The sequence below is a fragment of the Butyricimonas sp. DFI.6.44 genome (genome assembly GCF_022132345.1).
Taxonomy (GTDB): Bacteria; Bacteroidota; Bacteroidia; order Bacteroidales; family Marinifilaceae; genus Butyricimonas; species Butyricimonas muris.
Genome location: NZ_JAKNJD010000002.1, coordinates 229185 through 254386, shown reverse-complemented (window position 1 = coordinate 254386; position 25202 = coordinate 229185). Strand labels below are relative to the sequence as shown.

At 48.8% G+C, this 25202-nt stretch carries 27 protein-coding genes and 5 pseudogenes; 5 read left to right on the top strand and 27 right to left on the bottom strand.

What is annotated here, in order from left to right:
• Positions 1–138: 138 nt before the first annotated feature.
• From L0M98_RS04420 to L0M98_RS04375, 10 genes and pseudogenes are all read right to left on the bottom strand, one after another.
• Complete coding sequence (locus L0M98_RS04420; protein WP_010799827.1) at positions 139–459, bottom strand: hypothetical protein; 321 nt, start codon at positions 457–459, stop codon at positions 139–141.
• A 6-nt stretch (positions 460–465) separates the two neighbouring features.
• Positions 466–933 carry a DUF3872 domain-containing protein gene (locus L0M98_RS04415; RefSeq protein ID WP_044214499.1) on the bottom strand — a complete coding sequence of 156 codons (468 nt, stop codon included), beginning with the start codon at positions 931–933 and terminating at the stop codon, positions 466–468.
• Between the two features lie 13 nt (positions 934–946).
• Positions 947–1528: a conjugal transfer protein TraO gene (locus L0M98_RS04410; RefSeq protein ID WP_227215128.1), complete on the bottom strand. Its 582-nt coding sequence runs from the start codon at positions 1526–1528 to the stop codon at positions 947–949.
• A 3-nt stretch (positions 1529–1531) separates the two neighbouring features.
• Positions 1532–2467 carry a conjugative transposon protein TraN gene (gene traN / locus L0M98_RS04405; protein ID WP_227215126.1) on the bottom strand — a complete coding sequence of 312 codons (936 nt, stop codon included), beginning with the start codon at positions 2465–2467 and terminating at the stop codon, positions 1532–1534.
• A 33-nt stretch (positions 2468–2500) separates the two neighbouring features.
• On the bottom strand, positions 2501–3826 hold the full coding sequence (traM, locus tag L0M98_RS04400) for a conjugative transposon protein TraM (RefSeq protein ID WP_227215124.1): 1326 nt from the start codon (positions 3824–3826) through the stop codon (positions 2501–2503).
• Positions 3804–4100 (bottom strand): TraL conjugative transposon family protein, encoded by a 297-nt coding sequence (locus L0M98_RS04395; RefSeq protein ID WP_227215122.1) that lies wholly within the window; start codon positions 4098–4100, stop codon positions 3804–3806. Before L0M98_RS04395 ends, traM begins: the two co-directional genes overlap by 23 nt.
• 4 nt (positions 4101–4104) lie before the next feature.
• Complete coding sequence (traK, locus tag L0M98_RS04390; RefSeq protein ID WP_004309966.1) at positions 4105–4728, bottom strand: conjugative transposon protein TraK; 624 nt, start codon at positions 4726–4728, stop codon at positions 4105–4107.
• A 20-nt stretch (positions 4729–4748) separates the two neighbouring features.
• A pseudogene (gene traJ, locus L0M98_RS04385) lies at positions 4749–5731 on the bottom strand (conjugative transposon protein TraJ).
• Positions 5732–5750: 19 nt separating this feature from the next.
• Positions 5751–6377 carry a DUF4141 domain-containing protein gene (locus L0M98_RS04380; RefSeq protein WP_227215120.1) on the bottom strand — a complete coding sequence of 209 codons (627 nt, stop codon included), beginning with the start codon at positions 6375–6377 and terminating at the stop codon, positions 5751–5753.
• An 11-nt stretch (positions 6378–6388) separates the two neighbouring features.
• A pseudogene (locus tag L0M98_RS04375) lies at positions 6389–7600 on the bottom strand (TraG family conjugative transposon ATPase); the annotation flags it as partial.
• A gap of 456 nt (positions 7601–8056) precedes the next feature.
• Between L0M98_RS04375 and L0M98_RS04370 the strand changes: the two are divergent.
• Both L0M98_RS04370 and L0M98_RS04365 read left to right on the top strand, forming a co-directional pair.
• A complete protein-coding gene (locus tag L0M98_RS04370) occupies positions 8057–9217 on the top strand; it encodes an energy transducer TonB (RefSeq protein ID WP_007665536.1) in 1161 nt (386 codons plus the stop codon).
• A 65-nt stretch (positions 9218–9282) separates the two neighbouring features.
• Positions 9283–9573, top strand: a complete 291-nt coding sequence (locus L0M98_RS04365) for a hypothetical protein (RefSeq protein ID WP_005856047.1) — start codon at positions 9283–9285, stop codon at positions 9571–9573.
• 88 nt (positions 9574–9661) lie between these two features.
• Here L0M98_RS04365 and L0M98_RS04360 read toward each other — a convergent pair whose 3' ends face one another.
• The 17 genes and pseudogenes from L0M98_RS04360 to L0M98_RS04285 form a co-directional block, all read right to left on the bottom strand.
• Positions 9662–10381, bottom strand: a complete 720-nt coding sequence (locus L0M98_RS04360; RefSeq protein ID WP_005856055.1) for a hypothetical protein — start codon at positions 10379–10381, stop codon at positions 9662–9664.
• Positions 10382–10385: 4 nt separating this feature from the next.
• Positions 10386–11306 (bottom strand): relaxase/mobilization nuclease domain-containing protein, encoded by a 921-nt coding sequence (locus L0M98_RS04355; RefSeq protein ID WP_005856057.1) that lies wholly within the window; start codon positions 11304–11306, stop codon positions 10386–10388.
• On the bottom strand, positions 11272–11655 hold the full coding sequence (locus L0M98_RS04350; protein WP_005856059.1) for a MobC family plasmid mobilization relaxosome protein: 384 nt from the start codon (positions 11653–11655) through the stop codon (positions 11272–11274). The genes L0M98_RS04355 and L0M98_RS04350 overlap by 35 nt, the downstream gene beginning before the upstream one ends.
• A gap of 145 nt (positions 11656–11800) precedes the next feature.
• The gene (locus L0M98_RS04345; RefSeq protein WP_007665528.1) at positions 11801–12766 is read right to left on the bottom strand and encodes a toprim domain-containing protein; all 966 of its coding nucleotides are present in this window, start codon (positions 12764–12766) and stop codon (positions 11801–11803) included.
• A gap of 163 nt (positions 12767–12929) precedes the next feature.
• Positions 12930–14003: an AAA family ATPase gene (locus L0M98_RS04340; protein ID WP_005856070.1), complete on the bottom strand. Its 1074-nt coding sequence runs from the start codon at positions 14001–14003 to the stop codon at positions 12930–12932.
• Positions 13993–14346, bottom strand: a complete 354-nt coding sequence (locus tag L0M98_RS04335; protein WP_005856071.1) for a helix-turn-helix domain-containing protein — start codon at positions 14344–14346, stop codon at positions 13993–13995. The genes L0M98_RS04340 and L0M98_RS04335 overlap by 11 nt, the downstream gene beginning before the upstream one ends.
• 252 nt (positions 14347–14598) lie before the next feature.
• A complete protein-coding gene (locus tag L0M98_RS04330) occupies positions 14599–15003 on the bottom strand; it encodes a helix-turn-helix domain-containing protein (RefSeq protein WP_005856072.1) in 405 nt (134 codons plus the stop codon).
• A 3-nt stretch (positions 15004–15006) separates the two neighbouring features.
• Entirely contained in the window at positions 15007–16236 is a 1230-nt protein-coding gene (locus tag L0M98_RS04325) for a site-specific integrase (RefSeq protein WP_005856073.1), read from the bottom strand.
• A gap of 176 nt (positions 16237–16412) precedes the next feature.
• Positions 16413–17732 (bottom strand): annotated as a pseudogene (locus L0M98_RS04320) (TraG family conjugative transposon ATPase); the annotation flags it as partial.
• Positions 17729–18064, bottom strand: a complete 336-nt coding sequence (locus L0M98_RS04315) for a DUF4133 domain-containing protein (RefSeq protein WP_227215118.1) — start codon at positions 18062–18064, stop codon at positions 17729–17731. The gene L0M98_RS04315 and the pseudogene L0M98_RS04320, both read right to left, overlap by 4 nt.
• A gap of 10 nt (positions 18065–18074) precedes the next feature.
• Positions 18075–18245: pseudogene (locus tag L0M98_RS04310) on the bottom strand (DUF4134 domain-containing protein); the annotation flags it as partial.
• Positions 18246–18361: 116 nt separating this feature from the next.
• On the bottom strand, positions 18362–20068 hold the full coding sequence (gene ltrA / locus L0M98_RS04305) for a group II intron reverse transcriptase/maturase (protein ID WP_227215116.1): 1707 nt from the start codon (positions 20066–20068) through the stop codon (positions 18362–18364).
• A gap of 112 nt (positions 20069–20180) precedes the next feature.
• Complete coding sequence (locus tag L0M98_RS22575; protein ID WP_255723009.1) at positions 20181–20315, bottom strand: hypothetical protein; 135 nt, start codon at positions 20313–20315, stop codon at positions 20181–20183.
• A 420-nt stretch (positions 20316–20735) separates the two neighbouring features.
• Positions 20736–20861 (bottom strand): annotated as a pseudogene (locus tag L0M98_RS04300) (DUF4134 family protein); the annotation flags it as partial.
• Between the two features lie 164 nt (positions 20862–21025).
• On the bottom strand, positions 21026–21655 hold the full coding sequence (locus L0M98_RS04295) for a hypothetical protein (protein ID WP_227215115.1): 630 nt from the start codon (positions 21653–21655) through the stop codon (positions 21026–21028).
• Between the two features lie 2 nt (positions 21656–21657).
• Positions 21658–22086 (bottom strand): DUF3408 domain-containing protein, encoded by a 429-nt coding sequence (locus L0M98_RS04290; RefSeq protein ID WP_227215113.1) that lies wholly within the window; start codon positions 22084–22086, stop codon positions 21658–21660.
• Position 22087: 1 nt separating this feature from the next.
• Positions 22088–22870: a ParA family protein gene (locus L0M98_RS04285; RefSeq protein ID WP_172344835.1), complete on the bottom strand. Its 783-nt coding sequence runs from the start codon at positions 22868–22870 to the stop codon at positions 22088–22090.
• Positions 22871–23106: 236 nt separating this feature from the next.
• Between L0M98_RS04285 and L0M98_RS04280 the strand changes: the two genes are divergently transcribed.
• The 3 genes from L0M98_RS04280 to mobB all read left to right on the top strand — a co-directional run bounded on the left by L0M98_RS04280 (position 23107) and on the right by mobB (position 25191).
• Positions 23107–23316: a hypothetical protein gene (locus L0M98_RS04280; RefSeq protein WP_124317539.1), complete on the top strand. Its 210-nt coding sequence runs from the start codon at positions 23107–23109 to the stop codon at positions 23314–23316.
• 199 nt (positions 23317–23515) lie between these two features.
• Positions 23516–23938: a conjugal transfer protein MobA gene (gene mobA / locus L0M98_RS04275; protein WP_046151803.1), complete on the top strand. Its 423-nt coding sequence runs from the start codon at positions 23516–23518 to the stop codon at positions 23936–23938.
• A complete protein-coding gene (gene mobB, locus L0M98_RS04270) occupies positions 23923–25191 on the top strand; it encodes a conjugal transfer protein MobB (protein ID WP_227215104.1) in 1269 nt (422 codons plus the stop codon). Before mobA ends, mobB begins: the two co-directional genes overlap by 16 nt.
• Positions 25192–25202: the final 11 nt, after the last annotated feature.

Here is a 25202-nt window from a genome sequence, read left to right as displayed (position 1 = left end):
CCTAACATGAAAAGTCCACCCGCCGAACTGTCAGCGGGTGGACTGCCATAACATACGCCTTGCGTATCATTCCCTATTTGGTGTTCCCTGCCTATCGTTGCTTTTCACGTATATATGCAACCGATAAGGAAATAAAACCTATAAATCTTCATGTTGGAAGAATTTTACACCAAGTATGCACACGGTTTCTTCTTCCTCGATGTCATATTTCCATGTTCGTTTATAGACAAGCATTTCCGTGTCGCAGTCGAACCATTCCATTACAGGCGCATCATCTTCTTCGTCCGCCCATTTGAAAACCTGATTGGACGGCGTTTTCCACAATTCAGCCCTGTCACGTGCTGAAATGCAGTCCTTATCCACAATGATAATGTCACCTACTGCCGGAACTGTATCTGTTTCCAACGTGGTTTCTATGTACCACGAGATACCTTTTATATCCAATTCTATTTTTACCATGTCATTTTATTGTTTAGGGGTCGTTATTGTTTCCGTTTCTTCCTTGCCGTTGTCATTATTGAACGATAGCGAAAGTTGCTGCACCTGTCCAAAGCTATCAATCACATAAATGTCTATCGTCTGCTGGTCTGTCGATGCCGAGGTGTAGTAGAGCCTGAACGTTTCTTTCTCCAGCGGGTACAGGTCATTGGGCAGGAACACCGTGCCGTTATCCATTTCCAGCTTCCCTTTGCCGTCCGGCTGGAAATACCGTATCTGATAGGTAGTCGGCTGGTAATAGCCGCCACGCACCAGTCGGCAGCGTATTTCGGCTGTTTCCCCGACTTTCAGCCTTTTGGGTACTGGCAGCGTTTCGATGCTGAACGGGTACGCCTGCTGAATATCCAAGTTGTCATTACAGGCGGTGACAAGCACAAGGGCGGCCACGATGTAGCAGCCCATGATGATTTTATACATTACATTCTTCATATACATTGTTATATAGCGGTCAGTTGATAATGAATTTCAGTCCCAAAGATACCTGCGAGTGGAATTTGCCTATGTCCGAGCCGAACAACGCCCGTTCCCTTGCGCTGACAAGCAAGGCTATCCGGTCGGTCAGGTAGGCTTCCAGTTCCAGCGTCAGCGCACCGCCGTAAATGAAGCAGTCCTTATCCAGCAGCGTAGAGCCGTCCGGCAACAGCTTTTCGCTTCGGTTGCTTGTTTCATACCCGGCGAGTGCCGACAGTCCCAGCGAGAGAAAAAAGGTCTTTCGCCTGTCCGATAGGAATTTCAGGTAATAGCCGCCCTCTGCGGTGAACTGTTCGACTGGTATTCTCATATCCTTGTAGTCATACTTCTTGTGCAAGTACTCCCCGCCAATCACCCAGCGGTTTGCGTTCTTGGTATAAACGCTGTACGCCGCCCCGATATGGTAGGCAAAATCCGTGTTATCATTCCAGTGTACCCCGTCCGCCATGCCTGCCGTGACCTGCAAGCCTTTCATGCCCGGCAGGTATCTTTGTGCGTGTGCCTGAAACGAGGTCAGGCACAGCGCAAAGAGCATCATTATAAAGATGTGTTTTTTCATTCCCTACTTGATTTTGAGTTCGTTAATCACTTCGGCGGTCACGATGTCGGCGTTCTCCACCCGGATAACCTGATGCCGCCCGCCGTTCTTCTCGTAGAGTTCCACCAACAGCAGCTTGTCGTCAGGAATGGTGAACTTCGGCAGGGCGTACACCGTGCGCACGGTTGTTTTCCCGGCAATCTCTATAACCTCGTTGTAACTTCTGACTGCATCCAGTACCGTTTCCTGAATAGCCGTGCGCTTGGGTACTTTCTTATCGACTATCTTAAACTTGATGAAGTCGGTATCGAAAGGCACGTTGGAACTGTTCTTTGTCTGCGTGTGTACATAGAGCATTCCGTTATAGGTGTAAATCCCCTTGATTAAGAACTGTATGCCGAAACGCTTGCTACCCAAGTGGCGCACTTTCCGGTCGTTGTTCTTGTAGATGCTCTGCATTATCAGCTTCACCAGCAGCGGGCTTTCATTACCCAATTCCCGGAAATAGATGTTCATGCGGGTATGCGAAAAGTCGCTGGTGTCCTCGTTCTCCAAGAAGTCTTTCATTTCGATGTTGAGCATTTCCGGTTCACGGGCGTACTTGGCGTTGAATGAAAAGAAACTCCCGTCCTCGCAGATAACGGAGAAGTTCGTTTCGCCCGGAAAGCCCTCTGTCGTGGCTTTCACCCGGATTACGTTCTCCGCACCGTCCGCCTTGCCCGCTATGATGTGGTTGCTTCCCAAATCCACGTAGCGGACGGCGGCGGGGAAGATGATATGCACCGTCTTGGCAAAGGTCACTTCCACGCCGTAGGGCGTAACCATTTGGCGGTACGGGAGTTTCCGGGTGATGCCCCGGTACAAGTCGTTGCCAGCCGCATACTTCACGGTGTCAGTGGTTTGTGCGTCTGCTGCACACACGCCCAGCAAGAGGGCGAAAAATACAAAAATCTGTTTCATTGTTAATTGAAATTTTAACGGTTGATAAAATGGTTATTGTTGTTTGGCGTAAAGCATCACCTTGTACCCGGCTTTCAGCTTTACTTTTACGGTTCGGAACTTTTTCGCAAGATAGCCGGACGTTCCTTGCAGCAAGCCCCTTGTCACGTCCATAGCCACCTGCTGCCCGGCACTCCGTGCAAAGGAAATGCTTGTACCCAGCCCGCTGCCGATATTCGCCATAGCTTCGTTGAACGCTTCCTGCTCCATAGAGGACGGCACAGATAATCCCTTTTGCCCGTCCGTATCGAACACTGCAAGTTCCACCGGGATGATGTTGCCCGCATACTCAATCGAGGACACCAGTATGTCGAGCCGTTCACCCTGCACCTTTGCCGTCCCCGCCACAAGGGTATTCTTCGGCACAACGATGTTTCCCGCCTGCATGGGTTCGAGCAGCCGGAGTTTCACCGCCTGCCCGTCCGTCAGGGTTTGGTCTTGGTGGATGCAGGCGGCTACCGTGTTCTTTCCCATAGCGTAGCCTGTTCCTACCGCCGTGTTGAAGCCGTAGTTTCGTGGCTGGCTGTAAGCACGGATGAAGTCGGCATCGCTCATGGGCTGCTGCAATCCCGATACGGTTGTTTCCCGGATTGCCTGCACGGGCTGGGCTTGCGGCATTTGGGTGACAGTCCCGGCAACAGGCACTTGTGCCGTTTGCCCGTTCTGCCCGCCGTCATTCATGTATTTTGCCGCCAGCTCGTAGGACTTTTCCAAGAGTGCCATTTGGTCGTCAGCGGTGGGTGTGGCGTTCTGCTGCTGTTGCAGTCGGTCGGTCAGTTCCGCCACCTGCCGCTTCAAGTCCTCTTTTTCCTCGTCCACTGGGGGCGTTTCGTAGAACGTGCTTAACTGGCGATTGATGTCCCGGTAAGCGTTTGCCGAATAAGAAGCACCGCCGCCCCTTTGTGGCTTCGGATCTTCTTCCGGCATCAGGTCAATTTCCGCTTGCGGTTCTTCAGTTTCATCGTCCCCCGTGAAACCGAAGTCCTGCAAGGATTGTATCTTGTCCTGCTGTTTGCGGTTCAGCATCGCCTGCTCGTAAGCCTTTTGCTTGTCGGCTATAATCCCGTCCTCTGCGGGCAGGGGGATGTCGGCGTTGAAACCGCCCACGCTTTCCACATTCACGTCCTCTTTGCCGGAGGGGGCGAATATCAGGTATATGCACCCGGCAAAGGCAAGGAACATCAGCGGGAAGACTATCATTTTCCTGCGCTGCTGCACCTGCTGCGGAGTAAGTTCCCGTTTGGACTTCTTTTCCTTTTCAGGCTTCCCGTCCGTCTGTGGTACGGTCGTGCCGTTCTCATTCTTCTGTACTTCTTCCATATTCCGGTCTGTTTAAGGGGTTGATACTGTTGATTGTGTCATTGCCCTGCAATGGCAGTTGTTTGATATGTTCTATTTGCAGCCGCCTGCCGTCCCGTTTCCCGATATTGTAGATTGATGAAACGGTGATGTAGATAGACAAGCCGCCGAAAAAGAAGAACATCACGAGGATAACCGCCAGCCTTTTGCCCGGCGTAATCCGTCCGCACATTCGGTGCAGGCAGTCGTCCGCCCAGTCCTGCACCTGTTCGATATAGTTTCGTTTCCTTTCCATACGGCTATCTCTTAACGGTTTGCAAATCCTTGTTCTCGGTAATGGTGAACGCTTCGATGATGAAGCCGTGCGGGTTGTTGTCGCTCCGTGTGGCGTTGAGCAGGCGGCACGAGGTCACAAGGCTTCGCACCGTCAGGCTGCTTTCCCGGACAATCAACTGGCGGGCATACGTGTTCACCTTGTAGGGGTACTGGTCGAAGTCGCATTTCACGCTGTCAATCTCCACCGTCTGCGTGACGTTTCCGGAAATCACCCGATTGTAGTAGCCCTTTTCCGCCAAGTCCTTGTAATAGTTGAAAGCGGTCTTGTCGGCGAGGAACAGCGAGCGTTTGATGTTGCTTTCGATAGCCCCCTTGTCGGGTGATAAGGTGAAGAAAAGCTCGTGGAAACGCCGCACGTGCGATTTGGCTTCCACGGGTCTGTTCTGTGCCATGTCCTGCGAGAGTGCCAGCATCAGGCTTTTGCCGTTGTCGAGGACGTATATCTTCTGCCGCTGCTTTTCGGCGAAGCTGTACGAGTTCCACACGGCAAAGCCCGTCACCAGTGCGCACAGGCAGATGAATACCAGCGCAAAGAGCCGGATTTGCCGGAAACTCGTTTCGATGTTCGTTAATGATTTAAATTCCATATACTAAATTTTGATGTTGGTTATTTGAGTAGTTTTCCGGCTACTTTCCCGGTTGCCGCACCCGTCACAGCCCCGGCGATTGCTCCTGCCCTTGTCACGTTGCGGCTGTAAGCCGATGTACCGCCAGCAGATACCACCCAGCCAGCCACCGAGGGAATAGTGAAGTAGCCCACGATACCGATTATCATAAAGATTACATACACGGTGCTGCTCCCGTCAGGTATGAAATTCGGGTCTGAAAGTTCCTGAATGTCCTTTTGGAGCATCAGCGTTTGTATGCGTGCCAGCACGCTGCTGAACAAGTCCGATACGGGCAACCACAGGTAAATGGAGATATAGCGTGAAATCCACCGGGTCAGCGTGCTTTGGAAACCGTCATAGACGGAAATCGCAAACGCCAGCGGACCCAGTATCGAAAGCACAATCAGGAAGAACGTGCGTAGCGTGTCTATAATCAGCCCTGCCGCCTGAAAGAGCATTTCCAGCAACTCCCTGAACCAGTCCCGGACGGACTTCTTGATATTGTAAGCCGCCCTGTCCATGTACATACCCGTCATAGTCACCATGTCGGAGGGCGACCAGCCCAGTTCTTCCAGTTGTCGGTCAAATTCCTCGTCCGATGCGAGGTAAGCCGTTTCAGGGCTTCATATTCCAGTCGGTCTTTCTGCGCCCGGTACTCGTTCATGTCGAAAGTCTGCGTTTCCATAAGCTGGTTGCACCCTTTCACCACTGGCGACAGTACCGTGTTGATAGTCCCTAATACGAACGTGGGAAAGAACATGATGCACAGCCCCAGCGCAAAGAGGCGCAGAAGCGGGTACACGTCTATGGGTTCGGCACGTGCGAGCGACTGCCATACTTTTGCCGCCACGTAGAACAAAGCCCCCAATCCGGCAATACCTTTCGCTACCCCCGTCATGTTGCTGCACAAGGGCATCATTTCATTGTACAGCACCCGCAACACCTGGTGCAGGTTGTCAAAATCCACTGCTGCTAATAACATAGGCATACCGATTTATATGTTACCAGTAGCGTTCATCCGCCGAGCCGTAGAGAGCCAGCACCCGGTCGGTGTCGTTCTTCTTCTTTGCCCGCAGGTAGGACACGGATATGTTCTTGCGGGTGTAGTAGTTCACGAGGTTGCGGTAATTCAATAGGCTTCGGTAGGCATTATCAATAATAGCCAGCCGTTCGGCATCCGTCAGCGACATACCCGTGATGTTCACTACATTCTTCAAGTCCTGCAACACGTCCGAGCTTTCCGACATCAGCTTGGCATAGCCGAACGAGATTGCCGACAGTTCGTCAGGCGTGAAATTCGGGTCTGCCAGCATACTTTGGAAGTTGCGCACGTAGATTTCGGATATTTCCGCCACCAGTTCAATGGACTTCTTCACCTTGATGCCGCCCTTGACAACATCGTGTACCGCTTTGAGCGCATCGTAATAGACTTTTCCCTGCTGGAAAATCTTCTGCGCTTCCATGAAGCCGTCCAGCGTGTTTTTAGCTGTGGTGGAAGTCTGCACTATCTGTTTGGTGGTGTTGATGATGCCCTGCGCCAAGTTGCCGGGGTCTGACACCACCCACTGGGCGGATGCCTTGCCGATGAAGCAAAGGCATACCGCCATAAGGAGAATTGTTTTCTTCATGTTCCTGATTTTTAAGTTGTTGATGATTGTGGACTGCGTTTGCTTTCCGCAAGCCGCTTGATAGCCAGTTCAAGGTTGCCGCCCAGCTTCTCGGCAAGAGCGAACAGTTCCATTTTCTCGCTTTCCTCTGTCGTGAACGTGTAATATTCTTCCAACGAAACTTCTGTGGCGTACACCGCCGACTGCGTGCCGTCCAGCGAGAAGAAAACTTCCTTGTACTTCCGTCCGGGGTGGTTTGCCATGTTGATAGACAATATCTGCGAACGCTCCTTGTCGGTCAGTCCAAGCAGGTTTTGTATGCTGTCGAACTTATTCAAGTATTTTCTTTGGTCTAACAAAATCTTGCAGTCCGAGTTATTGATGATACTCTCTTTCACTATGGGCGAGGAAATAATATCTTCCACTTCCTGCGTTACCACAATCGCTTCCCCGAAATACTTTCGGACGGTTTTGTACAGATATTTTATGTAGTCCGCCATGTTCGCCGATGCAATCGCTTTCCACGCTTCCTCGATTAGTATTAACTTCCTTATACCCTTTAACTTGCGCATCTTGTTTATAAAGGCTTCCATGATGATGATAGTCGTTATCGGGAATAAAATCTTATGGTCTTTGATATTGTCCAATTCAAAGACTATGAAGCGTTTATGCAGCAAATCCAGCTCCTTGTCGGAGTTCAGCAGGTAATCGTACTCACCACCACGATAGTACGGTTCAAGCACGTTCAGGAAGTTGTCTATATCAAAATCCTTTTCCCTGACGTTCTTCTGTTCAAGCTGTCGGCGGTAATCATCCCGGACAAACTCGTAGAACGTGTTGAAGCAGGGCGTTACCGATTTATCCCCCGTGATACGTTCGATATAGGCACTTACTGCATTGGACAACGCCACTTCTTCCGACCGCTTGGGGGCTTCATCGTCCCGCTTCCACAGGGTGAGTATAAGGGTTTTTATACTCTCTTTCTTCTCAATGTCGAATACCCCGTCCTCGACATAGAACGGGTTGAACGCTATCGGGTTCTCGTTGGTGTAGGTGAAATAAATCCCGTCCTCGCCGTGCGTGCGGTTGTGGATAAGCTGGGACAGCCCCAAGTAGCTGTTACCCGTATCGACCAGCAGCACGTGCGCGCCCTGCTCGTAATACTGGCGCACCATGTGGTTGGTGAAGAAAGACTTCCCGCTACCGCTCGGCCCAAGTATGAACTTGTTGCGGTTCGCTATAATTAATGTGTATAATTTTCTATCTATTTAATACTGAATATCATGGATTTATAGCGTAGAATATATCAATATTAACATTTTACAAACATGCAATTTGCATACAAATAGAGTGGTTATAAGAAAACAGAAAAGGATATTTGTTGTTAATGGGTAAATGTGGTAGGAGATGTTTTTATATCTGTTTTCCCTCGTTTTTCAGTGAAAAATAGACATGATACAGGCGAAAAGAAGAATACTGTTTTTCTTTTCGCCTGTATATATATTTTGCTGTCTATAAAAGTAGGTTTAGTTCGTTTTGGATATATAGACAAAGGGATAAACTAAACTTGCAATGTATAGGAAAGCCTTTTCTTGAATATTAAAAGTTAATTTGTTCAAACTTAATAAGAAAAAAATAGCTTAACAAGCTGTTCTATTATTAACTTTCCCTATATTTGAGTGTTGTTTATATAACTGGTTATGAAACATTTTCTACCCATATTATTTATATTTTCTTTCAATCTTGTCAGCCCACTTTTAGCACAAGACAAGAATTGTGCAGATATGTCTGCTTTATTAGAGAACAAAATATGGAAAGTGCAACTTCCTAAAGACAAACAATATGCAATGGAAATGGAATTTCGTAGTGCCGGATGGAGAACTACGTTTCTATATGATGAAAAACAAACCAAAACATTTTATTCCTATTCTTTGCATGGAGATACTATCAAAGTTTTTGAATCGGGTAAAAATTGTATCATTCAAGAACTTACAGATAGTACTCTGACATTCCTTTATCTACCGGAAAGTTTGACAATCGGAGTTGCGCCTGTCAGATGTACAACAGATAACAGTATTCAAGGGCTACGAGAGAACGAAAAACGATTGGATAGTATTTGGCGCAAAGAAGATATTTGGAACAAGGGTACTGCTCCTATCAATAAAACTCAGGCTATCAAAGAATATCCCCGATGGGCTGTATGGGATTATGACTTGGAAAAGTATTTCGTTTCTCAAATGAAATACCCCAAAGAGTTACTGAAAAAGAATGTGGCAGGTCATTCTGTTGTGATGTTTTCCATCGACACACTGGGTTTACCTCGTGAAATCAATATTCTGACTACTATCCATAAAGAGTTTGACAAAGAAATAATTAGATTAACAAAAGAACTTCCACACTGTCTGCCTTGCAGGGATAAGAACGGTAAACGAATAGAATGCTTCCATACAGTATATGTACCATTCTTACCACAACATTATAGAGATAGAGTAAAATCGGACAGCATTGCAGAGGAAGAATTGAAACAAAGTTTTGTGGAATGGGAAACTGTGTCTTATTTTGAAAAAGCAAATCCGTATGCAGTTACCAACTACATCAATGAACGCCTAACATACGACCCCAAGCTATTGAACGGCAAAAAAGAAGCCAAAGGGATTTATACGATACGAATTGATTCTTACGGAGAAATAATAAAGGTAGAAACCTTACGAAGTTGTGGCATACCTGAATGGGATAAGCAAGTATTGCAAATCATAAAAGGTATGCCACGGTGGACTCCTACCATCAATTATTACGGGAAAGGTGAATATCACAACTCCGTTTGGACTGTACCTGTTTTATTTAAAAATGATAATCGGTAAATCCTTGAATGAACATCGTGATTATAATTGAATTATCAAAACAGAAATTAAATTTAAACTAAAAAATGGGAACATTAGGCTGTATAAATGATATGCTACAACGGGACAAAGAGAACCGTGAGCTTCGCAAATTGAATAAAGAAAGGATGAAAGAACATCATAAATACCTCGTAAACAAGGGAAAAAATATTAATTTATCCAACATTTCCATTGAAACGATAGAGGAAATCCGTAAAAATACCATAGCAAAAGAACAGTCAGACCAAATTTATCTATTCAAGGCATATATAATTTTTGCAATATGCCTTTTAGGATTATTTTTATTGGGCATACTTTGTTATAAATTATTCTTCTGAATACCTAACGACATGCTGTCCGAAGAAAAATAAATGAATTTGAAAAGCCGGGCGATAAACATGATTCATCACTCCGGCTTTACTCCACTTATGGCTTACCTAGTTTATCGGCTTCCTTTCTCAACAGCTCGGCTTGTTCATTGAGTAGCCTTGCACGCTCCAACGCTTCCGCCTGCTTCCTGCTGCGATACTCAAAATCTATCACAGAATCGGTTAGACTTTGGATAAAACCGTTATCCCTCTGCCAATTGAATTTGGTTTCCAGTATATCAAAGACTTCCCCGTCTGCCTGTCCTTGCATCAGCAAATAGCGGTATTTCATATCGTTGTCCTGCAACTGCTGCATACGTTCAGCCAAACGGACATTCAAGAATATGGAAACGGAACAGACAACCAGCACTGCCGAAAAAACAAACAATTCCGGACGAATCCAAGAAGCGACCTTGTTGTAAATCCGTTGATAGAACGGTAAGGGCGTAGCTTCCTCTTTATCCGTCCTGCAAGAGCCCAAAGTATCAATCATCACCTTGAAACAACGGTAGGTTTCCAATGTTATTTTCTTGGTGTCCTCTATGTTCTTCTGCTGACCTTGCATCCTGCTCCTTATGTCGTCAAGTTGGCTTTGAATAACCTGCAACTTTTCTTCGGGAACAGCCGAATTACTGTGCAGTTCCGACAACGCTTGTTCGATTGTTCCCAGCCGTTCGAGAGTTTCCTCCCGGCTGGCTGGCGTTACCTGTGCTTCCAGCTTCTCTTTCAGTTCCGTAACCATAGAGAGAAGCCCCTCTAAAATCAAATTGTCTTCCATGTCTTTACAATTTAAGTTGTTTTTTCTTTTTCTTCTTCTTTCTCAAATTAAAATTAGGTTCTTCATCCACTGGGGGAGAAGAAGCGGAAAACAGACCGAGTGAACCTGTTATCAACGGGCTGTCAGCCTTGCTCGGTGCAGGTGCCTGCTCCCGAACGGGTGCGAAAGTTGTTTGCCGTTGGCTTTCGGCAACATTCATTCCTGCATCCCCGAAACATTTATCCAGTTTGGAAAAACTGAAACTGCGGTCTATCTCCGAACCCTTGAACGTGTATTCGCCTTTGGAAATGGATATGCCCTGTATCTCGCTTGTCTGTCCCTTATACTTGAACTGGATAGCAATACCCATTTCCGCTAACCGCTGCTGTAACTGCTGCCAGTTACGGGATTTGCCGATTTCATTCTTCACAGCCGTGTAAATCTCGTATTTCGACTTGTCCGGCTCTTTCAATCGGTGCTGCTTCACCTGCTCTTTCCCCTTGGCGAAATAAAGCCCGTGTTTGGCTTTCAGCTTCTTGCATACCTGTTCGTTACGGTACATGTCGTTCCTGTCCGAAATGCTCTTGCCGTTGTTGTCTATGCGGTTGAACACGATATGCACATGTGGATGTTCCCGGTCTTGGTGGCGCACGATGATATACTGCGTATCGGTGATTTTCATTTCACGCATATACTCCTGCGCAAGCTGTATCATCTTCCCGTCCGTCAATTTAGGTGCATCCACTGCCGAATAGCTTAACGCAATATGTCCTACCGGCTTTTTCAAGTCGGGATTCATCCCGGTCTGCATACAGAAGCTGCGGATTATATCGCTCCGGCTTTCCGTCAGAACCCCGTCCGCATGAAGCAAAACCGCCTGCTCCTTGCCAAGCACATAGTTCACACAGCCCTTAAAACCGCTTCCCTTTTTTATTTTTCCAATCATCCGACAAATGGTTTATGATTTCAACAATCCTATCTTTGAGCTTCAAAAGTTCCACCGCAACCAGTGCGAAACCTCCGGCATTCGCCCGGTGCGCCAACTGATTGATGTTGTTGGCTTCCCCTGCCAGCTTGCGGATGGTGTCCGCATCCTGCCTGTTCAGCCGGGGGATGACCTCTGCCGAAACAACCGCCTGCCGGACATACTCACTGATACGTAACCCGGCTTCCCCGGCTCGCTTTCTGATGGCGTAATACTGCAACTCGGTCAGTTTCGTACTGACTACTTTTTTCTGCTTGTCCGTCCGTTTTTTTGCCGGACGACCGCCCGGCTTGTCCTGTATCTTCTTCATGTCTTTTTACTTTTAGGTGGTATATTAGAAATTGCGACCAACGGGAGCGATTTCCTTTGCGGTGAGCAAAGCAAGATGGTTTCGGTATACCGAAACATAACCTTGCTCTCCAAATAAACCGCCAGCCGTTGGTAGTCCTGCCGGATTAAATGCCCCTGCCTCTCTTTTGTCTTGGGGCGGCACGTTGTCCGGTTTCCTGCTTCGTTTCCTGCACTTGGCTGGCTGCGTTTTTCCGTTCCTGCTTCCTGCCGCACAGGTAATCGTTCAAGTCCGAATATCCCCTGTAATTGTGTGAGAAGTCACGTACACGGTAGGAGTATTCCAACTCGATATCCCGTGTCGCTTCATATCCAGCCTTGTCATTGTCAAGCATACAGTGGATGCGTTCATACGGGGACATCACGTCAAGGGCTTTCGACACATTGGCGGTAGAGTTAAGAATGACATAATCCTGCCTGTCAAGGTCGGGCATGGTCGGACAGTTCCTCATGCGGAGCGTAAGGAAAGAGAGGTAGTCCATGAAACCCTCGAACACCAGACATTTCTCTCTCGGCTCTCCCTGCTGCCGTATATGGGTGATGTCTTTCGGGGCGATGCAGCCTTTGAAAAAAGAGTTGCGCACCTCATAACCTCCTGTCATGTTCGGGAAACCGATAGCGAAGAACGGTCTGCCGTTATTGGTAAAATGGAGTTCCTTACATTCTCTTTTTGCCAGTTCGATATTGATACCCCGTCCCTGCAAGTAACGGAGCAATGCCGGATGGGTAAGGTCACGGACTTCCAAATGCTGGAAACTCGGTTCTTTCCTACGCTGGGGAAAAGAAAAACTGACCGGACGGATGTGCGGTGTCTGTTCCGCTATCCGGTTTAAAAGGTATGGCAAGCTGTCGGAACAATAGAGTTCCTTTGCCAGTGCGATGATGTTGCCGCCCTTGCCTGCGCCAAAGTCATACCAAAGGTTGCGGTCAGTGTTCACCTTGAAAGACGGTTCGTGTTCCTCCCTTAACGGTGATTTGTACCATAAGCCGTTACCCTGCTGCTTGACAGGAGAGTAACCTAAACTATGCAGATAGTCTGCGATGGGTATTTGTTTTACATCTTCGATGTTCATAACATTTTCTTTTTTGGGGATTAAAAAATAGTTGAAAAATGCGCCAGTCCTGTTTAGTTCGTTATATATATACCCGTACCATACTAAACCTGCTTGTTCCGATACAGGGAAATAGTAAGTCCGTTCCTCTTATATATACACCCGGACTAAACCAAACTGACTTTTAATAATGGAAATCGGGATTATAGCGGTAACCCTTGCCCTCTTTCACAATCATGCGCTTGTTCACAAGGAACTTGTTCAGTTCCACATGGATATTGCGCCCACGCTCGTAGCCGATACTTGCATAGCCTTGTTTCAAGGTCTTTAGGACATTCTCGTAACCATATATAACCTGTTTGCCAAAACCGTTTTCCAAAGCCGTCCTGTGCTGTTGCTCCGTCAGTTCTGCCAGTGGAAAGCCCCTGTCTTGGCTGGGCTGCTTGAATACATAACCGTCCACAGCTTCCGGCAATGCGCTGTCGTTGATACGGAATGCGAACGGGTCAAACTCCCGGTCACGTATGTGCATCGCCTTTACCTCGCTTATGTTACCGTCCTGCTGGCTTTTCGTGATTTGCAGGACGGTTTCAGCCTTGTTGTTCAACTCCGTACCGATATGCCCCCTTGTGTTGTCATCCCCCTTGTTCAAATGCAGTACGGTATGGATATGCAGGTTATATCCGCTTGACCAGCGCATTAAGAGGTTGATTAGGTCTGTCGATTCGCTGGGGCTGTTGATGTCGTACATCAAATCACGGATTCCGTCAATGATGAGCAACCCCACATCGGGCATATTTTCCAGCATATAGCCGATAATCTGCTTCCGCTTGTCGGGTGTCTGCTCCCTTAGCACGATGAAAACAAAATCCTCCCTGTCCTTGTCGGTAGGCAGTCCTGCAAGCCGCAAAATACGCTCCATTACCTTATGGCAATGGTATTTGCTCTGCTCGGTATCTACATAGAGGATTTTCCGTTTGTTCGGTGGCAGGCATGCCGAATACTTCAGTACCTCGTCATTCTTCAACGCTGCCGCAACGATAGCGGAGATGTTGAATGTCTTTTTGCTCTTGGCTTTACCCGTGGATGCGCTGAAATTACCCAGCGTGCCAATGGTAGAGCCGTTCACCCAAAGTATTTCGGGCGGCACTTCATAAGTGTCCGTCACTTTCAGATGAATGGTTTTCCAAAGGGCTGCGAAATCCTCTTTCTGCATGGTGACATCCTGCCCGGCTTCTTCTTTCCTCTTATTTTCCATAATTACGGATTTTCCGGTTTGCGCTCTTGGCGATGGCGAGTGCCGCCTCGTCCTTGTCGTTTACCCTTTTTGCAAGGTTTTCCGCCCACGTGAGAAGCTCTTTCCGTGAGAAAAGCAATTTGTTCCCGTATTTGCGGAACGGCACTTCCTTTTTGGCGGTCAGCTTGTAGAGCCGTGCCTTTGAAATCAGAAAACCGTGTCGTTCCAGCACCTCTACCGCCACATCGGGCGTGAGGTTGTCGGGTTCGTTCCTCGGCTGGGTGAATCCAGCCAATGACTGGGAAACGGTTTCGCTCACGATAGCCCGGAGTTCTTCGGGCGTTGTCAAAATAATGTTTGTCATATTTTCTTCCTTTTTTAGTTATTACTTGGCTACCGTCATAGCCGTTGCAACCGGTTGATGCCGCAAAGGAAGAATAAAAGAAACCGATTATTCAATTACTAATCACTTGACACAGACCGGACAACTTGGGACAATGCAGGACATCCGGCAAGATTGGAACGGGATAAAAAAGGGACAAACGATGTATTGGCGATTTTTGTCCTTCCAACACACCGTTTGTCCTATGTATGTTAAGTGATTATGCGAATGCCGCTATTTTACATCCTTTAACCTTTCAAGTTGGGAAACGACTTCTTTTATTACGAAATATTTGCTTCCCGACAGCCCTATGTCCGAACGGGATATGAAACCGAGTTCCTCCCACCGGGCTACGGTCTGCCTGCTCACGCCCGCCATTTTCGCCAATGTCTTTTGGTCTATCAGTTCCCTGCCCTCGAATACGGGGTACTTGTATTTACGGGTGGCATGGCTGAACCTTATTTTCTCTATCGCCTTGTCCACGTCTTTGACGGCGGGGGGAATATATGATTTTACTTGCAGTACGGCTTCTTCTATTTCGTAGCCTGCATATTCGGGATTCTGCGCCAGTTCCCCGTAAATGGCACTGAAACATTCAAGGTGTCTAATCTTCACCGTCTTGGTTTTCTTGTTCGGCATGGCTCAATCGAATTTGGTTAATAACTGCGCATTCCTTATCCGCTCCTCCTGCTCGAAACTGGCGAGGTAGTTCTCCGTGATGGCAAGGCTTGAATGCCCCAAACTCTCGGATATGTAAGCGATGTTCGTTCCGCTACGTTTTAAGACAGTCGCATAGGAATGCCGGGCGGAATAGGTCGTGAAACGGGGGACACCGACAGCTTGGGCTATTTTAGCCAAAGCGATGTTGCAACGGTGCGTTACCCGTCTGACAATATTGGAAATGACAAATTCGTCCTCCGTGTCTTTGGCATACTTGAAAAGGAAAGTATCGGGATTCCCTTCGTCCGGGTTTCCCCACCGTTTTATAATATCCCGCATTTCGGGAGTGAGCACCGCCCTTATTTCCCGTATATGGTTGGACGTGTGCGATGTCTTGGAGCGTACAAAGCAGATTTCACCGTCCACGATGTTCCCATACCGCAAGAAAAGCATATCCCTGAAATTGATTCCGTTGCACAGGTAGGAGAAAAACCAAAAGTCCCGGTACTTTTCAACGGTCTTGCTGCCCTTGTATGTCACGACTTTTTTTATCTGTTCCATCGTCAAGGCTAACTTTCGGCTGTTACCGCTCGGAATCTCGTACTTTCCCCTGCCGAACGGGTATTGGGCTTCTTTCAAAATCCCGTTGCGCCTTGCGTCATTCACCACGCATTTAAGGGCTTTCATATAGAAATTTATGGTGGTGACGGTCTTGCCCTCGTTCCGCAGGAACTTGTCAAGGCGTGACAGCCAGTCCGCAGAAACCGCAGAGAACGGCACGCTGCCGCCTGCGAACCGTTCTATGCTTTTCAACGTGCTGCGATAGTTATAATAGGAATTTACCTGCCCGTTGAGTTTGAATGCGTCTATTTTCCCCTGTATGGCTGTGTTAAGGGTTGTACCAGTACATCTGCCCAACCTCATGCTGAGCGCATCGAAACAGAAGTCCCCACGTTCCGCAAGGGCTTCCACTTGGCTTTTTATGATGGAGAAACTGTTTTCCACGCTTGCCCGTATCTCAATCAGTCTGCGGCTCTTGCTTTCGGCAAGGATTTCCCAGTCCTCTTTGGACAATTCCTTTCCGGTGGAATAATATTTCTGCTTGCGGTTGTGTATCACTTGTATCTTGACAGGGAACAGACCGCTTTTCTTCGCCCTGCGTGCATCCAGTACCGACAGTACGGATATGCCATCTTTTGAATACTTGAACATAGGCTGCCTTGTTTATTGTTATATGTCTATTTTGTACATACGATTTGCATACAAAAATAGAGATTATCGGAAAAAATAGCAAATCAAAAGCCAAATCATTTTCCTAACAATCTCTAAATATCAGCTATTTATATATAAATTCAAACAATATAAAAACGGCAAAAATATAGGGTATTATTACGGTTGGTGGTGATGCCTTTCTTCATGGGCAAATCCGATATGTCGATGTGCAGCGGGCGACCGCTCACCCTGTCCACCATTTTGATGCCGAACGGCGAAAGCGAACTCTTGTAGTTAGTTTCTTCCACGAACAGGCAGAGAGCCTGCCCCAAGAACGTGTAGAAACTTTCCTCTGCCGGGAAATCGGCTTCGTTGCCGGGTATGCCCGCCCAAAAGAGCGTGGGCGTGTCGGTGGTGTTGTGGCGTGGCTTGCACTCCATTAGTGCAAGCTGGCTTCCCACATCGTTGCGTATGCGTTTGAGTTCGTCCCTATCGTCACTCCATGCCATGACGTTGCAGTGGCAGCGCACCGAGATAAGCCCCTTGCTGTGGGCTTCGTTCAGGTACTCGTCTATCCACTCCTTGTTCACTTGGTTGGCACGGGAGTAGCGGGAGAGCGATTGCATATTCCGGGCGGTCTGCTCGAAGTTCTTCAGGTTTTCGGCGTGGTCGTCTATGAAGATGAACTGGTTATAGACGTGGTTACACGACAACAGCACGCCCACCGGGGCGGCAAAACTTAACCTGCAATCGCTTCTGTCTGTGGACAGCTTCTCAAATCGGCAGTCCGTCCCGACCTTTCCGGGCAAATCTTCCACGTCCGAAAGCGTGTGCAGGCACAGAATATCGTCCCCGACACGCATTTCTTCCGGGTACAGCCCGATGTCTTTCAGGCAAGTAGTGTCGGTTTGCGAGAGCGAGAAGTATTTCTCGATGATGCCCGCCTTTCCGTCCTGCCCGGTGATTTCCGATGCCGCCAGCCGGGTAAGTGTGACAAAACCGCTGTCGTTCATAATCCTTTCAAACTGCCCGACCGCTTCGATGAACTTTGCCGCCGCTTCCCTGTCGGCTATCTCCTGCGGGACAATCCTGCCCCGGCAGAGGGTGGAGAAGTCGCTCTGTCGGCGGCTTCTCTCCCTTGTCGTTTTCGTCAGGAACAGGTAGCAGTAATGGTTCAGGAACGGGCGTTCATTGAAGTGCCGTTCAAAACTCCGGGACAGGAAACTAAGCTCGTCCCTTTCCGTGTCGGGCTGGTAGTTCTCCTTGATGAAGAAGTCCTGCTTGTGTACTATGGAGTAGTCGGGCAGCACCTTGATTGCCTTGTACCATGCCGAGTGTATGGCTTCGTACTCGGCACTGGTGACGGTGAACAGTTCGGGCAGTTCCACCCTGAAAGCCACCGTTATGTCTGCATCTTTTGAAATGATGCAGCCGTTCTCCACCGCCAAAAGTGGAAATTTCCTTTCCAGCGTGGTAGCCTTTAATGTATTCCTCATGTTCTTTCTTCCTTTCTTCTTTTGTAGTTGAACAGCCGGGGTATCGCCTTTCGGCTGATAATGAAGCGTGGGTGTCTTTTGCGTGCGGCTGCTTTCATCAGCCCGTGCGTGCCGTACCGTGCGTTGAGCCGGAACGTCTGCCACACGAGCAGCAGCGAAGCCGACACGATGAAACCGATACATAGCCACTGGTTCACGCCTGCCATGAACAGGACGATGAACACCACGAACACGGCGAGCAAGCCGCCGCAAAAGACAAAGAGGTACTGGCTTTTTAAGCCCTTGAATTCCACTGGCTTCCCGATACCCCTGTTTACCGGATATTCAGACATAGCCGCTGGTTTAGAGGAAGAACGACCGCAGGATAGTGGCGGCGACAATCAGGAAGATGCACGCCCCGAACCAACTGGCGGCGGTCTTTGAGGTGTCGGGGTCGCCGCTCGAAAATTTGTTATATACTTTTACCCCGCCAATCAAGCCGCAGACCGCCCCGATTGCGTACACCAGTTTTGTGTCGAGTAGGTCAGCCCCATTGCTGGGGCTTTCCCCTCTAAGAACCGTGCATGAGAGTTTCCCCTCACACGGCTCAAGCAACGCATTGCCATTCTTACTGAAGGAATAGTTCTGCCTCATTTCCTACTAATATTATCAGGGTTAAACTTCTTGTTCTTACATGAGCTGTGTATGAGAATCTTAAACGGTTTTCCGTTGACAGTCTTCTTGATAGTCGTCCATCTTCGTTCATCGTCAATAATCTCTCCACAGATTGGACAGCGCATTTCTTGATGAATCCAAATCATACGCAACAGGTCGTCAATCTCACGTAGTTGGTTCTCCGTGTTCTTTGACTTACGCCGTGCATAGTAAGGAGCATCGGCAGGGTCGTATGGATTAGTATTGGTTCTAACACGCACGTACTTCAATATGGGAGTGTCCGCCAGCCTTTTAAGACTTAAAGTCGTTTCCTTGCCCGACTTCTTGTTCTTGGTTATAGTGGCGAAACACCACTCACGTCCATGCAGTTGTTTGAAATACCTGTCTTTAATCCAGTGCATACCCTTTTTCGGATGCCTGCGTTTTGCCCATTGCCAAAGTGTTTTGTACACCTCGTAGTCCACACGTGAGAATGCTTTCGATGATGCCCCGTAACGGTAATAATTTGTCCATCCGGGAATCATGTGGTTGAGCATCCTTATAAGTGAGGAAGCCTTTGCCGACTTGTTGCCCTTAATCTTCGTGCGAACCTTATCGCAGAATTGCTTCATCGCATCCTTGGACGGTTTGGTCAGAAGTTTGCCGTTGGACTTGTATTCTCGGATGTTGAAGCCAAGAAAATCGAAACCCTCACTGATGTGGGTTATCTTTGTCTTTTCTTCCGATAGCATCAGTCCACGTTCTGCCATAAACTGCCGTATAAGGGGCAGGATAACATTCTCAATTGTTTCCTTATCCTTTGCAGTGACAATAAAATCATCAGCATAGCGCACGAGATTGATTTTAGGTTCAATCCACTTGCGTCCATAAGCAGTAGGCACTGGTTGCCAGTAAGGCTTGACCGCCTTTTGGACGAGGGATTGAAGCCCGTCAAGAGTCATATTGGCAAGAGTGGGAGAAATTATGCCGCCTTGTGGAGTTCCCTCCTCGGTCGGAAAAAGACTTCCATTGAATACATAACCGCTTTTGAGCCATTTTCTTAATACTTCCTTATCCATAGGGATATTGTTAAGAAGCCATTCATGGCTGATGTGGTCGAAGCATCCTTTGATGTCTCCCTCCAGAATCCATTTAGGGGCAACATCCCTTGAAAGGACATTGTGACATTGGGCTATTGCATCTTGGCAACTGCGATACTTACGGAAACCGTAGGAATGTTGGTCGCCTGTCGTTTCCGCAATAGGGTCGAGAGCCATCAGATAGAGAGCCTGCATCGCGCGGTCTTTCATCGTAGGGATTCCCAAGGGGCGTTTCTTCCCGTTCTTCTTCGGTATTTCCACACGACGCAGGGGCATCGGTTGATAGCCACGGCGTTTGAGTGTGTCAATAGCTTTGACTTTTGCCGCATCGGATGACCATCTTACATGGTCAACTCCTGCGGTGTTTTTACCCTTATTAGTAGTAACCCGAACTACGGCAAGATAGCGACCGTAGAACGAGTGGGTCAACAGCCATTGCAAGGATTTGACCTTGCCGTGTCTGCCTTCCCTTTGAGCCTTTACAATACGTGCTTGCAGCTTCCGAACATACTCCTCTGCCTTGTGTCGGTCAATGCTTTTCCAACGTTCGGTATCAGAGAGGACCATATTTTCAGGCGCACACTTTTCTTTCGATTTGTTCATTTGCATTCCTTTCTTTAGAAGTTCTATAAGTTTATTGTAAAGAGTTACCTTGTGGAAGTGGGCACACTTTCGTGTCGGATGATGTGACTCTCTGCCATACATGGCAATGAGGTCAATCCGTATCCGCTCCATTACAGAACGGCATTCGCTTTTTCCACGTTCCTATACCCGCACCCCATATAGGCTTGCCTTGCGGCTTGCTTACCTCCTCAAAGAGGGGGAGAGATACGGGCTTACCACGTTCCATGCAAGTGACGATAATGGGTTAGGTCTGTCCTATCCACCGGCAGTCATTATGTCCGTGCAACCCCACCTGGACAGGGAGTTGACCGACTGCACACCTTTTGGTTCAAGCCTACAGCCTCGCTTTTGGAGCGAAGCCCTCATCATCATTTGGCTTGTTCTTCGTAACGATGTTTATCAGACATTCACATTGGTTGACCATACCATCAAGTCTCGCCCCTCGGCAGAACGATGTTATCTGCCTTAACCTCCACTCACGCTTCGGTCTATTCCTTTCGGAAAGGGTACTTTGTCAGAGCAGCTTCGCACAAAGAGATTACTCGCAATGCACGTACTCTCAGACTACTGCAAACGGAATTGCAGGTGTAATCAATAAATTAAATCATAGTTACACAATCACTTACACGGCTTTCACGTGTCACACTCCGGGGTCGAAATACCCTGTGATTAGGTTCGTGGCTTCGGTGATACCCGCCTGCCCGTTGCCCTGTGCGTAGACACTTACCGCTGCGGCAAGGATAGCCGCCGACAAAAAGATTTTCTTTCTCATTGTGATTTGTTTTTAATGCCGGGCGGCGGGTGGGAAGTCCGCCTTTCCCGGCTGGTGAATAATTTGAAATTTTAGTGGTCGGGAGCAGTCCCGTTTGTCTGTTTGGTTTTCAGGTTGCCAATCAACCGTAGTCACGTTGCTTCATATTGTTACACATTATTATATTACAGGAAATCGTTCATGTCGAACGCTTCGTGTTCCTCGCTTATGTTACCAGTTCCGGCAGGGACAGCAGCCGTAGCCAGTTCCGCTTCGTTGCGCCCCAGCAGTTCCGCCACCTTTGCCAGCCCGCCGTTGATGTTCTCCACCACCGCATCGTAGAGGTTCGTTCCCTCAATAATTGCCAGTGTCCCGGCGGTTTGCCGTTTCTCCGCTTCGGTGGGGTTGTCGGCGTTCGACGTGCGTACAGCTTCGCCCAGTTCGTCAAAGCTCACGCCCGTAGCCCACCCGGTATCATCGTCACCGTCCATGTACCCGGCTATTTCCTCGTCCTCGTAGTCGGGTTCGTCATTCTCGTAACCGGGCGTTTCTTCCGGCTGTCCGTCAGCTTGCGGCGCAAAAATAGTATCATTTTCAGCCGCTTGCGGGAGGTGTCCCGATTTGTCCTGCGCTGTCCCGATTAGTCCGCCCTTGTATCGGCTTTCACCTATCAGCGTGTAGCCTGAAACCCCGTTTCGTGGAAACGGCGTATCATCCGTTCTGCCCGGTGATGTCCGGCTGTCCGTGTAGCGATACCACAGCCATAAGGCGATATAGTACACCAAAAGCCCGGTAAGTATGCAATAGATTACCATAGTCAGACAGGCTTTTGAAAATTACTTTCGTACAGGGTGTTTATCTCGTCTTGGTATTGCTCGAAGTGGCGCAGAAGAATGTTTTCCACGTAGCTGCTTACAGTTACCTTTCGACCGCCTATCACCGTCACGATACGCATCAGCTTCTCGTGCGTGGTACGGCTCACGTACAAGGGCTGTCGGTCTGCCAGTTCCACTTTCTGAAAGTAGGTTTCCCGGTAGTCACCCGAACCGCCCTTGCGTTTGCGGTTTGTCGTTTTCTCCACCCGCACCGTTTCAGTCTGCCGTCCCTCGTGGGCGGTTCCCGTTTCGCCGCCGGGCTGCGGTGCATCATCCGGCTGGCTCTCCCGCTTGGCGGGTACGCCCTGCGAGATAAGTTCTTTCATGAAATCCTCGTCTATCTTCGGCATCCCGCCGCTTTGCTTTGCCATATCATTGTAATTTGATGTAGTACACTATTTCCGTTATCAGTTCTTCCAAGTTGCTTCCCCTTACCAGCGGGCGGCTGGCGGGAAAGAGCGTGGAGCGGAACACCGCCTTTTTATCCGCCACCAGTTCCTTTTTGTAGCGTTTGGTATCGGGGATAAAGGTTTTCATCAGCGGTAGTTCCAGTTCCTTAATGGTCTTGTCATAGGCGGTGTAAAGGTCTGTTTTCTCCCGCCCGTCCACCATGTTCCAAAAGAGGTACAGCCCGGCAAGTCGGCAGGCTTCATTCCTCACCAATAGCTTTTGGATAGCCATTGCGAACGACAGGCTGCTTTCCAGCACCACCTTGTCGGCTGAAATGGGGGTGAAGATATAGTCCATGCCCGCAAGGGAGTTTATCACGCCCTCGCTGTTCACCGTGCCGGGCAGGTCGAAAAACACAATATCCGGCACGTGTCCGGCGGCTATATGTTCGTCAGCCGTTGCAATCGCTTTTTCAGGTGAACTGCACAATACCGGGTAGGCTTTCTTCCCCAGCCGGGTAAACTGTTCATATGCCATTCGCTTGTAATCTTCATCCGCACCGACCTGTTCGGCATCCCGTTTTCGCATTCCGGCAATGGAGTGTTGCGGGTAGTCGCAATCGACCACCGCCACATCGTAGCCTTTGAGGTAGTAGAGGTAACTCGCCGCCAGCACGGTAAAGGTGGTTTTTCCGACCCCGCCCTTTTGGGTGGAAAAGGCGACATAAAGGGGTGTTTTCTCGTTTTCCATATTGCTTTCGTTCATTATTGGTTGATAGATTTATTTATTGCTTTCAATCAATCCAGCCATATGGCTTTCTTTGTTTCCATATTGCAATCTTGAAATATTGAAAGACTGTTTTATTTCAATCTTGTTTTCTTGCTTTCATTCTTTCTTGAAATATTGAAATCCTGCAATCACGTTTTCTTGAAATCATGCTTTCAATCATTCTTTCCTGATTGGAATATTTCTTTCAATCTTGCTTTCAATCTTGAAATCCGATGCAAAAAAAGGGAGAAAAAACGTCCCCTGAAAACCTTGTCCCGATTTGTCCTGCGCTGTCCCGATTTGTCCACCAACTGCCTATTTTACAGCATTATAAATCACCGTTACTTTGCAGCGGAGTAACGAACCGCCGGGGGCGCAGGTGTAAAACCGGGCTGGTGAACGGCAGGGCTTACCGCTTCACGCTAACCCCAATCCGTCCGTGACGGATTTCGATTTTCGTCAGAAAATTCCGATTAAGCGAGAGCAAAGCGAGCTTGCTTGTTTTGCCGAGCGTGAGGAATTTATACAAAATAGCAAGGTGTGTTTTGTAGCATACAAAACCGTTTTCCGTGCCTGAAAACGCCTTGCCCCTTGCGGGGGTAAAAATCACTCCGAAGTCGTAATTTTTTAATTCAAAGAAGTATGGAAACAAGAAGAACCAACAAGGGCGGTCGCCCCGCCCTCGCAGACCCGGCGAAGCATCGCCATGTCCTTTACCTGAATGACCGGGAGAACGCCCGCTTCCTCTCGCAATGGGAACAGTCGGGCGTCACGAGCAAGTCCCGTTTCATCGCCGCCCGGCTGTTCGGCGAGCCGTTCCGGGTGGTGAAAGTGGACAAGTCGGCAGTAGAATATTGCGCCCGGCTGACCGAATTTTATGCCCAGTTCAGAGCCGTGGCGGTCAATTACAACCAAGTTGTTAAGGTGTTGCACGGCAATTTTTCGGAGAAAAAGGCGCTGGCTTTTCTCTATAAACTGGAAAAAGCAACCACCGAATTATCTATGTTAAACCGTCAGGTTATCGACCTGACAAACGAGTGCAAGGAACTATGGTTGCCAAAATAAGCACGGGCGGCAATATGTTCGGCGCACTGGCTTACAACCAAAACAAGGTGGACAGCGAGGAAGCAAAGGTGCTTTTCTCCAACCGGATGCTGTTGAGCGAGGACGGGAATTTCTCTATCGGCGGGTGTATGCGCAGCTTTGAAATGCAGATGCCCGTCCAGCTTTCCACCAAGAAGCCGATACTTCATATTTCCATAAACCCGCACCCGGAAGACGTGCTGACAGACCAGCAGCTTTCCGACATCGCCAAAGAGTATATGCGGAAGTTGGGCTATGGCGACCAGCCTTATTTGGTGTACAAGCATACCGACATCGACCGCCACCATATCCACATCGTGGGGTTGCGGGTGGACGAGAACGGCAAGCCGCTGAATGACAGGTTCGAGCATCGGCGCAGCAAGCAAATCACCCGTGAACTGGAAAAGAAATACGGGCTGCACCCGGCAGAGCGAAAGGAACGTGCCGAACGCCCGGAACTTAAAAAGGTGGACTATGCCGCCGGGGACGTGAAGCACCAAATCGGCAATACCGTGAAAGCGGCTTGCCACGGCTACCGCTTCCAGTCGTTCGGGGAGTACAAGGCTTTGCTTGCCACTTACAACGTGTGCGCCGAGGAAGTCAAGGGGGAGATAAACGGCAAGCCCTATCAGGGCATTGTCTATTCCGCCATGAATGACAAGGGCGAAAAGGTGGGCAACCCGGTAAAGGCTTCCCGCATCGGCAAGTCGGTAGGTTATGAAGCGGTGCAGCGCAGAATGGAAAAATCGGGCGAAGCAATCAAGAACGGGAAACTGAAAGAGCGCACCCGGAAGATTGTAGCCACTGCCATGCAGACCGCCCGCAGCCGTAAGGAACTGGAACAACAGCTAAGGAAGCGGGGTATTGACGTGGTATTCCGTCAGAATGACAGCGGGCGCATCTATGGCGTTACGTTCATCGACCACGACAGCCGGGTGGTGCTGAACGGTTCACGCTTGGGCAAGGAGTATTCGGCGAACGTGTTCAACGAACGTTTTTCGGGCGAAACCGGAAATATACACCAGCCCGAAGTGGCAGCACCACAGCAAGACCAGCCCACGCATCAGGAACAGCCGGGCTTCACGCCGAAAGCCGACATCGTTCCGGGCGTGGCTTCCGTGCTGGGTGCTTTCGGCGGTTTGCTGGGCGGCGGTGCATCAGGCGGTGACGAGCCGCAGGACATCGCCCGCCAAAAGAGAAAGAAGAAAAAGAAGCGCACGAGGCGCATTGACTAACTTAAAAAACA

What these genes read in the sequence shown, in the direction of transcription:
- L0M98_RS04420 (WP_010799827.1), bottom strand. Translation starts at nt 459, where the DNA reads ATGGTAAAAATAGAATTGGATATAAAAGGTATCTCGTGGTACATAGAA.
- L0M98_RS04415 (WP_044214499.1), bottom strand. Translation starts at nt 933, where the DNA reads ATGTATATGAAGAATGTAATGTATAAAATCATCATGGGCTGCTACATC.
- L0M98_RS04410 (WP_227215128.1), bottom strand. Translation starts at nt 1,528, where the DNA reads ATGAAAAAACACATCTTTATAATGATGCTCTTTGCGCTGTGCCTGACC.
- traN (WP_227215126.1), bottom strand. Translation starts at nt 2,467, where the DNA reads ATGAAACAGATTTTTGTATTTTTCGCCCTCTTGCTGGGCGTGTGTGCA.
- traM (WP_227215124.1), bottom strand. Translation starts at nt 3,826, where the DNA reads ATGGAAGAAGTACAGAAGAATGAGAACGGCACGACCGTACCACAGACG.
- L0M98_RS04395 (WP_227215122.1), bottom strand. Translation starts at nt 4,100, where the DNA reads ATGGAAAGGAAACGAAACTATATCGAACAGGTGCAGGACTGGGCGGAC.
- traK (WP_004309966.1), bottom strand. Translation starts at nt 4,728, where the DNA reads ATGGAATTTAAATCATTAACGAACATCGAAACGAGTTTCCGGCAAATC.
- L0M98_RS04380 (WP_227215120.1), bottom strand. Translation starts at nt 6,377, where the DNA reads ATGAAGAAAACAATTCTCCTTATGGCGGTATGCCTTTGCTTCATCGGC.
- L0M98_RS04370 (WP_007665536.1), top strand. Translation starts at nt 8,057, where the DNA reads ATGAAACATTTTCTACCCATATTATTTATATTTTCTTTCAATCTTGTC.
- L0M98_RS04365 (WP_005856047.1), top strand. Translation starts at nt 9,283, where the DNA reads ATGGGAACATTAGGCTGTATAAATGATATGCTACAACGGGACAAAGAG.
- L0M98_RS04360 (WP_005856055.1), bottom strand. Translation starts at nt 10,381, where the DNA reads ATGGAAGACAATTTGATTTTAGAGGGGCTTCTCTCTATGGTTACGGAA.
- L0M98_RS04355 (WP_005856057.1), bottom strand. Translation starts at nt 11,306, where the DNA reads ATGATTGGAAAAATAAAAAAGGGAAGCGGTTTTAAGGGCTGTGTGAAC.
- L0M98_RS04350 (WP_005856059.1), bottom strand. Translation starts at nt 11,655, where the DNA reads ATGAAGAAGATACAGGACAAGCCGGGCGGTCGTCCGGCAAAAAAACGG.
- L0M98_RS04345 (WP_007665528.1), bottom strand. Translation starts at nt 12,766, where the DNA reads ATGAACATCGAAGATGTAAAACAAATACCCATCGCAGACTATCTGCAT.
- L0M98_RS04340 (WP_005856070.1), bottom strand. Translation starts at nt 14,003, where the DNA reads ATGGAAAATAAGAGGAAAGAAGAAGCCGGGCAGGATGTCACCATGCAG.
- L0M98_RS04335 (WP_005856071.1), bottom strand. Translation starts at nt 14,346, where the DNA reads ATGACAAACATTATTTTGACAACGCCCGAAGAACTCCGGGCTATCGTG.
- L0M98_RS04330 (WP_005856072.1), bottom strand. Translation starts at nt 15,003, where the DNA reads ATGCCGAACAAGAAAACCAAGACGGTGAAGATTAGACACCTTGAATGT.
- L0M98_RS04325 (WP_005856073.1), bottom strand. Translation starts at nt 16,236, where the DNA reads ATGTTCAAGTATTCAAAAGATGGCATATCCGTACTGTCGGTACTGGAT.
- L0M98_RS04315 (WP_227215118.1), bottom strand. Translation starts at nt 18,064, where the DNA reads ATGTCTGAATATCCGGTAAACAGGGGTATCGGGAAGCCAGTGGAATTC.
- ltrA (WP_227215116.1), bottom strand. Translation starts at nt 20,068, where the DNA reads ATGAACAAATCGAAAGAAAAGTGTGCGCCTGAAAATATGGTCCTCTCT.
- L0M98_RS22575 (WP_255723009.1), bottom strand. Translation starts at nt 20,315, where the DNA reads ATGGAACGTGGTAAGCCCGTATCTCTCCCCCTCTTTGAGGAGGTAAGC.
- L0M98_RS04295 (WP_227215115.1), bottom strand. Translation starts at nt 21,655, where the DNA reads ATGGTAATCTATTGCATACTTACCGGGCTTTTGGTGTACTATATCGCC.
- L0M98_RS04290 (WP_227215113.1), bottom strand. Translation starts at nt 22,086, where the DNA reads ATGGCAAAGCAAAGCGGCGGGATGCCGAAGATAGACGAGGATTTCATG.
- L0M98_RS04285 (WP_172344835.1), bottom strand. Translation starts at nt 22,870, where the DNA reads ATGAACGAAAGCAATATGGAAAACGAGAAAACACCCCTTTATGTCGCC.
- L0M98_RS04280 (WP_124317539.1), top strand. Translation starts at nt 23,107, where the DNA reads ATGCAAAAAAAGGGAGAAAAAACGTCCCCTGAAAACCTTGTCCCGATT.
- mobA (WP_046151803.1), top strand. Translation starts at nt 23,516, where the DNA reads ATGGAAACAAGAAGAACCAACAAGGGCGGTCGCCCCGCCCTCGCAGAC.
- mobB (WP_227215104.1), top strand. Translation starts at nt 23,923, where the DNA reads ATGGTTGCCAAAATAAGCACGGGCGGCAATATGTTCGGCGCACTGGCT.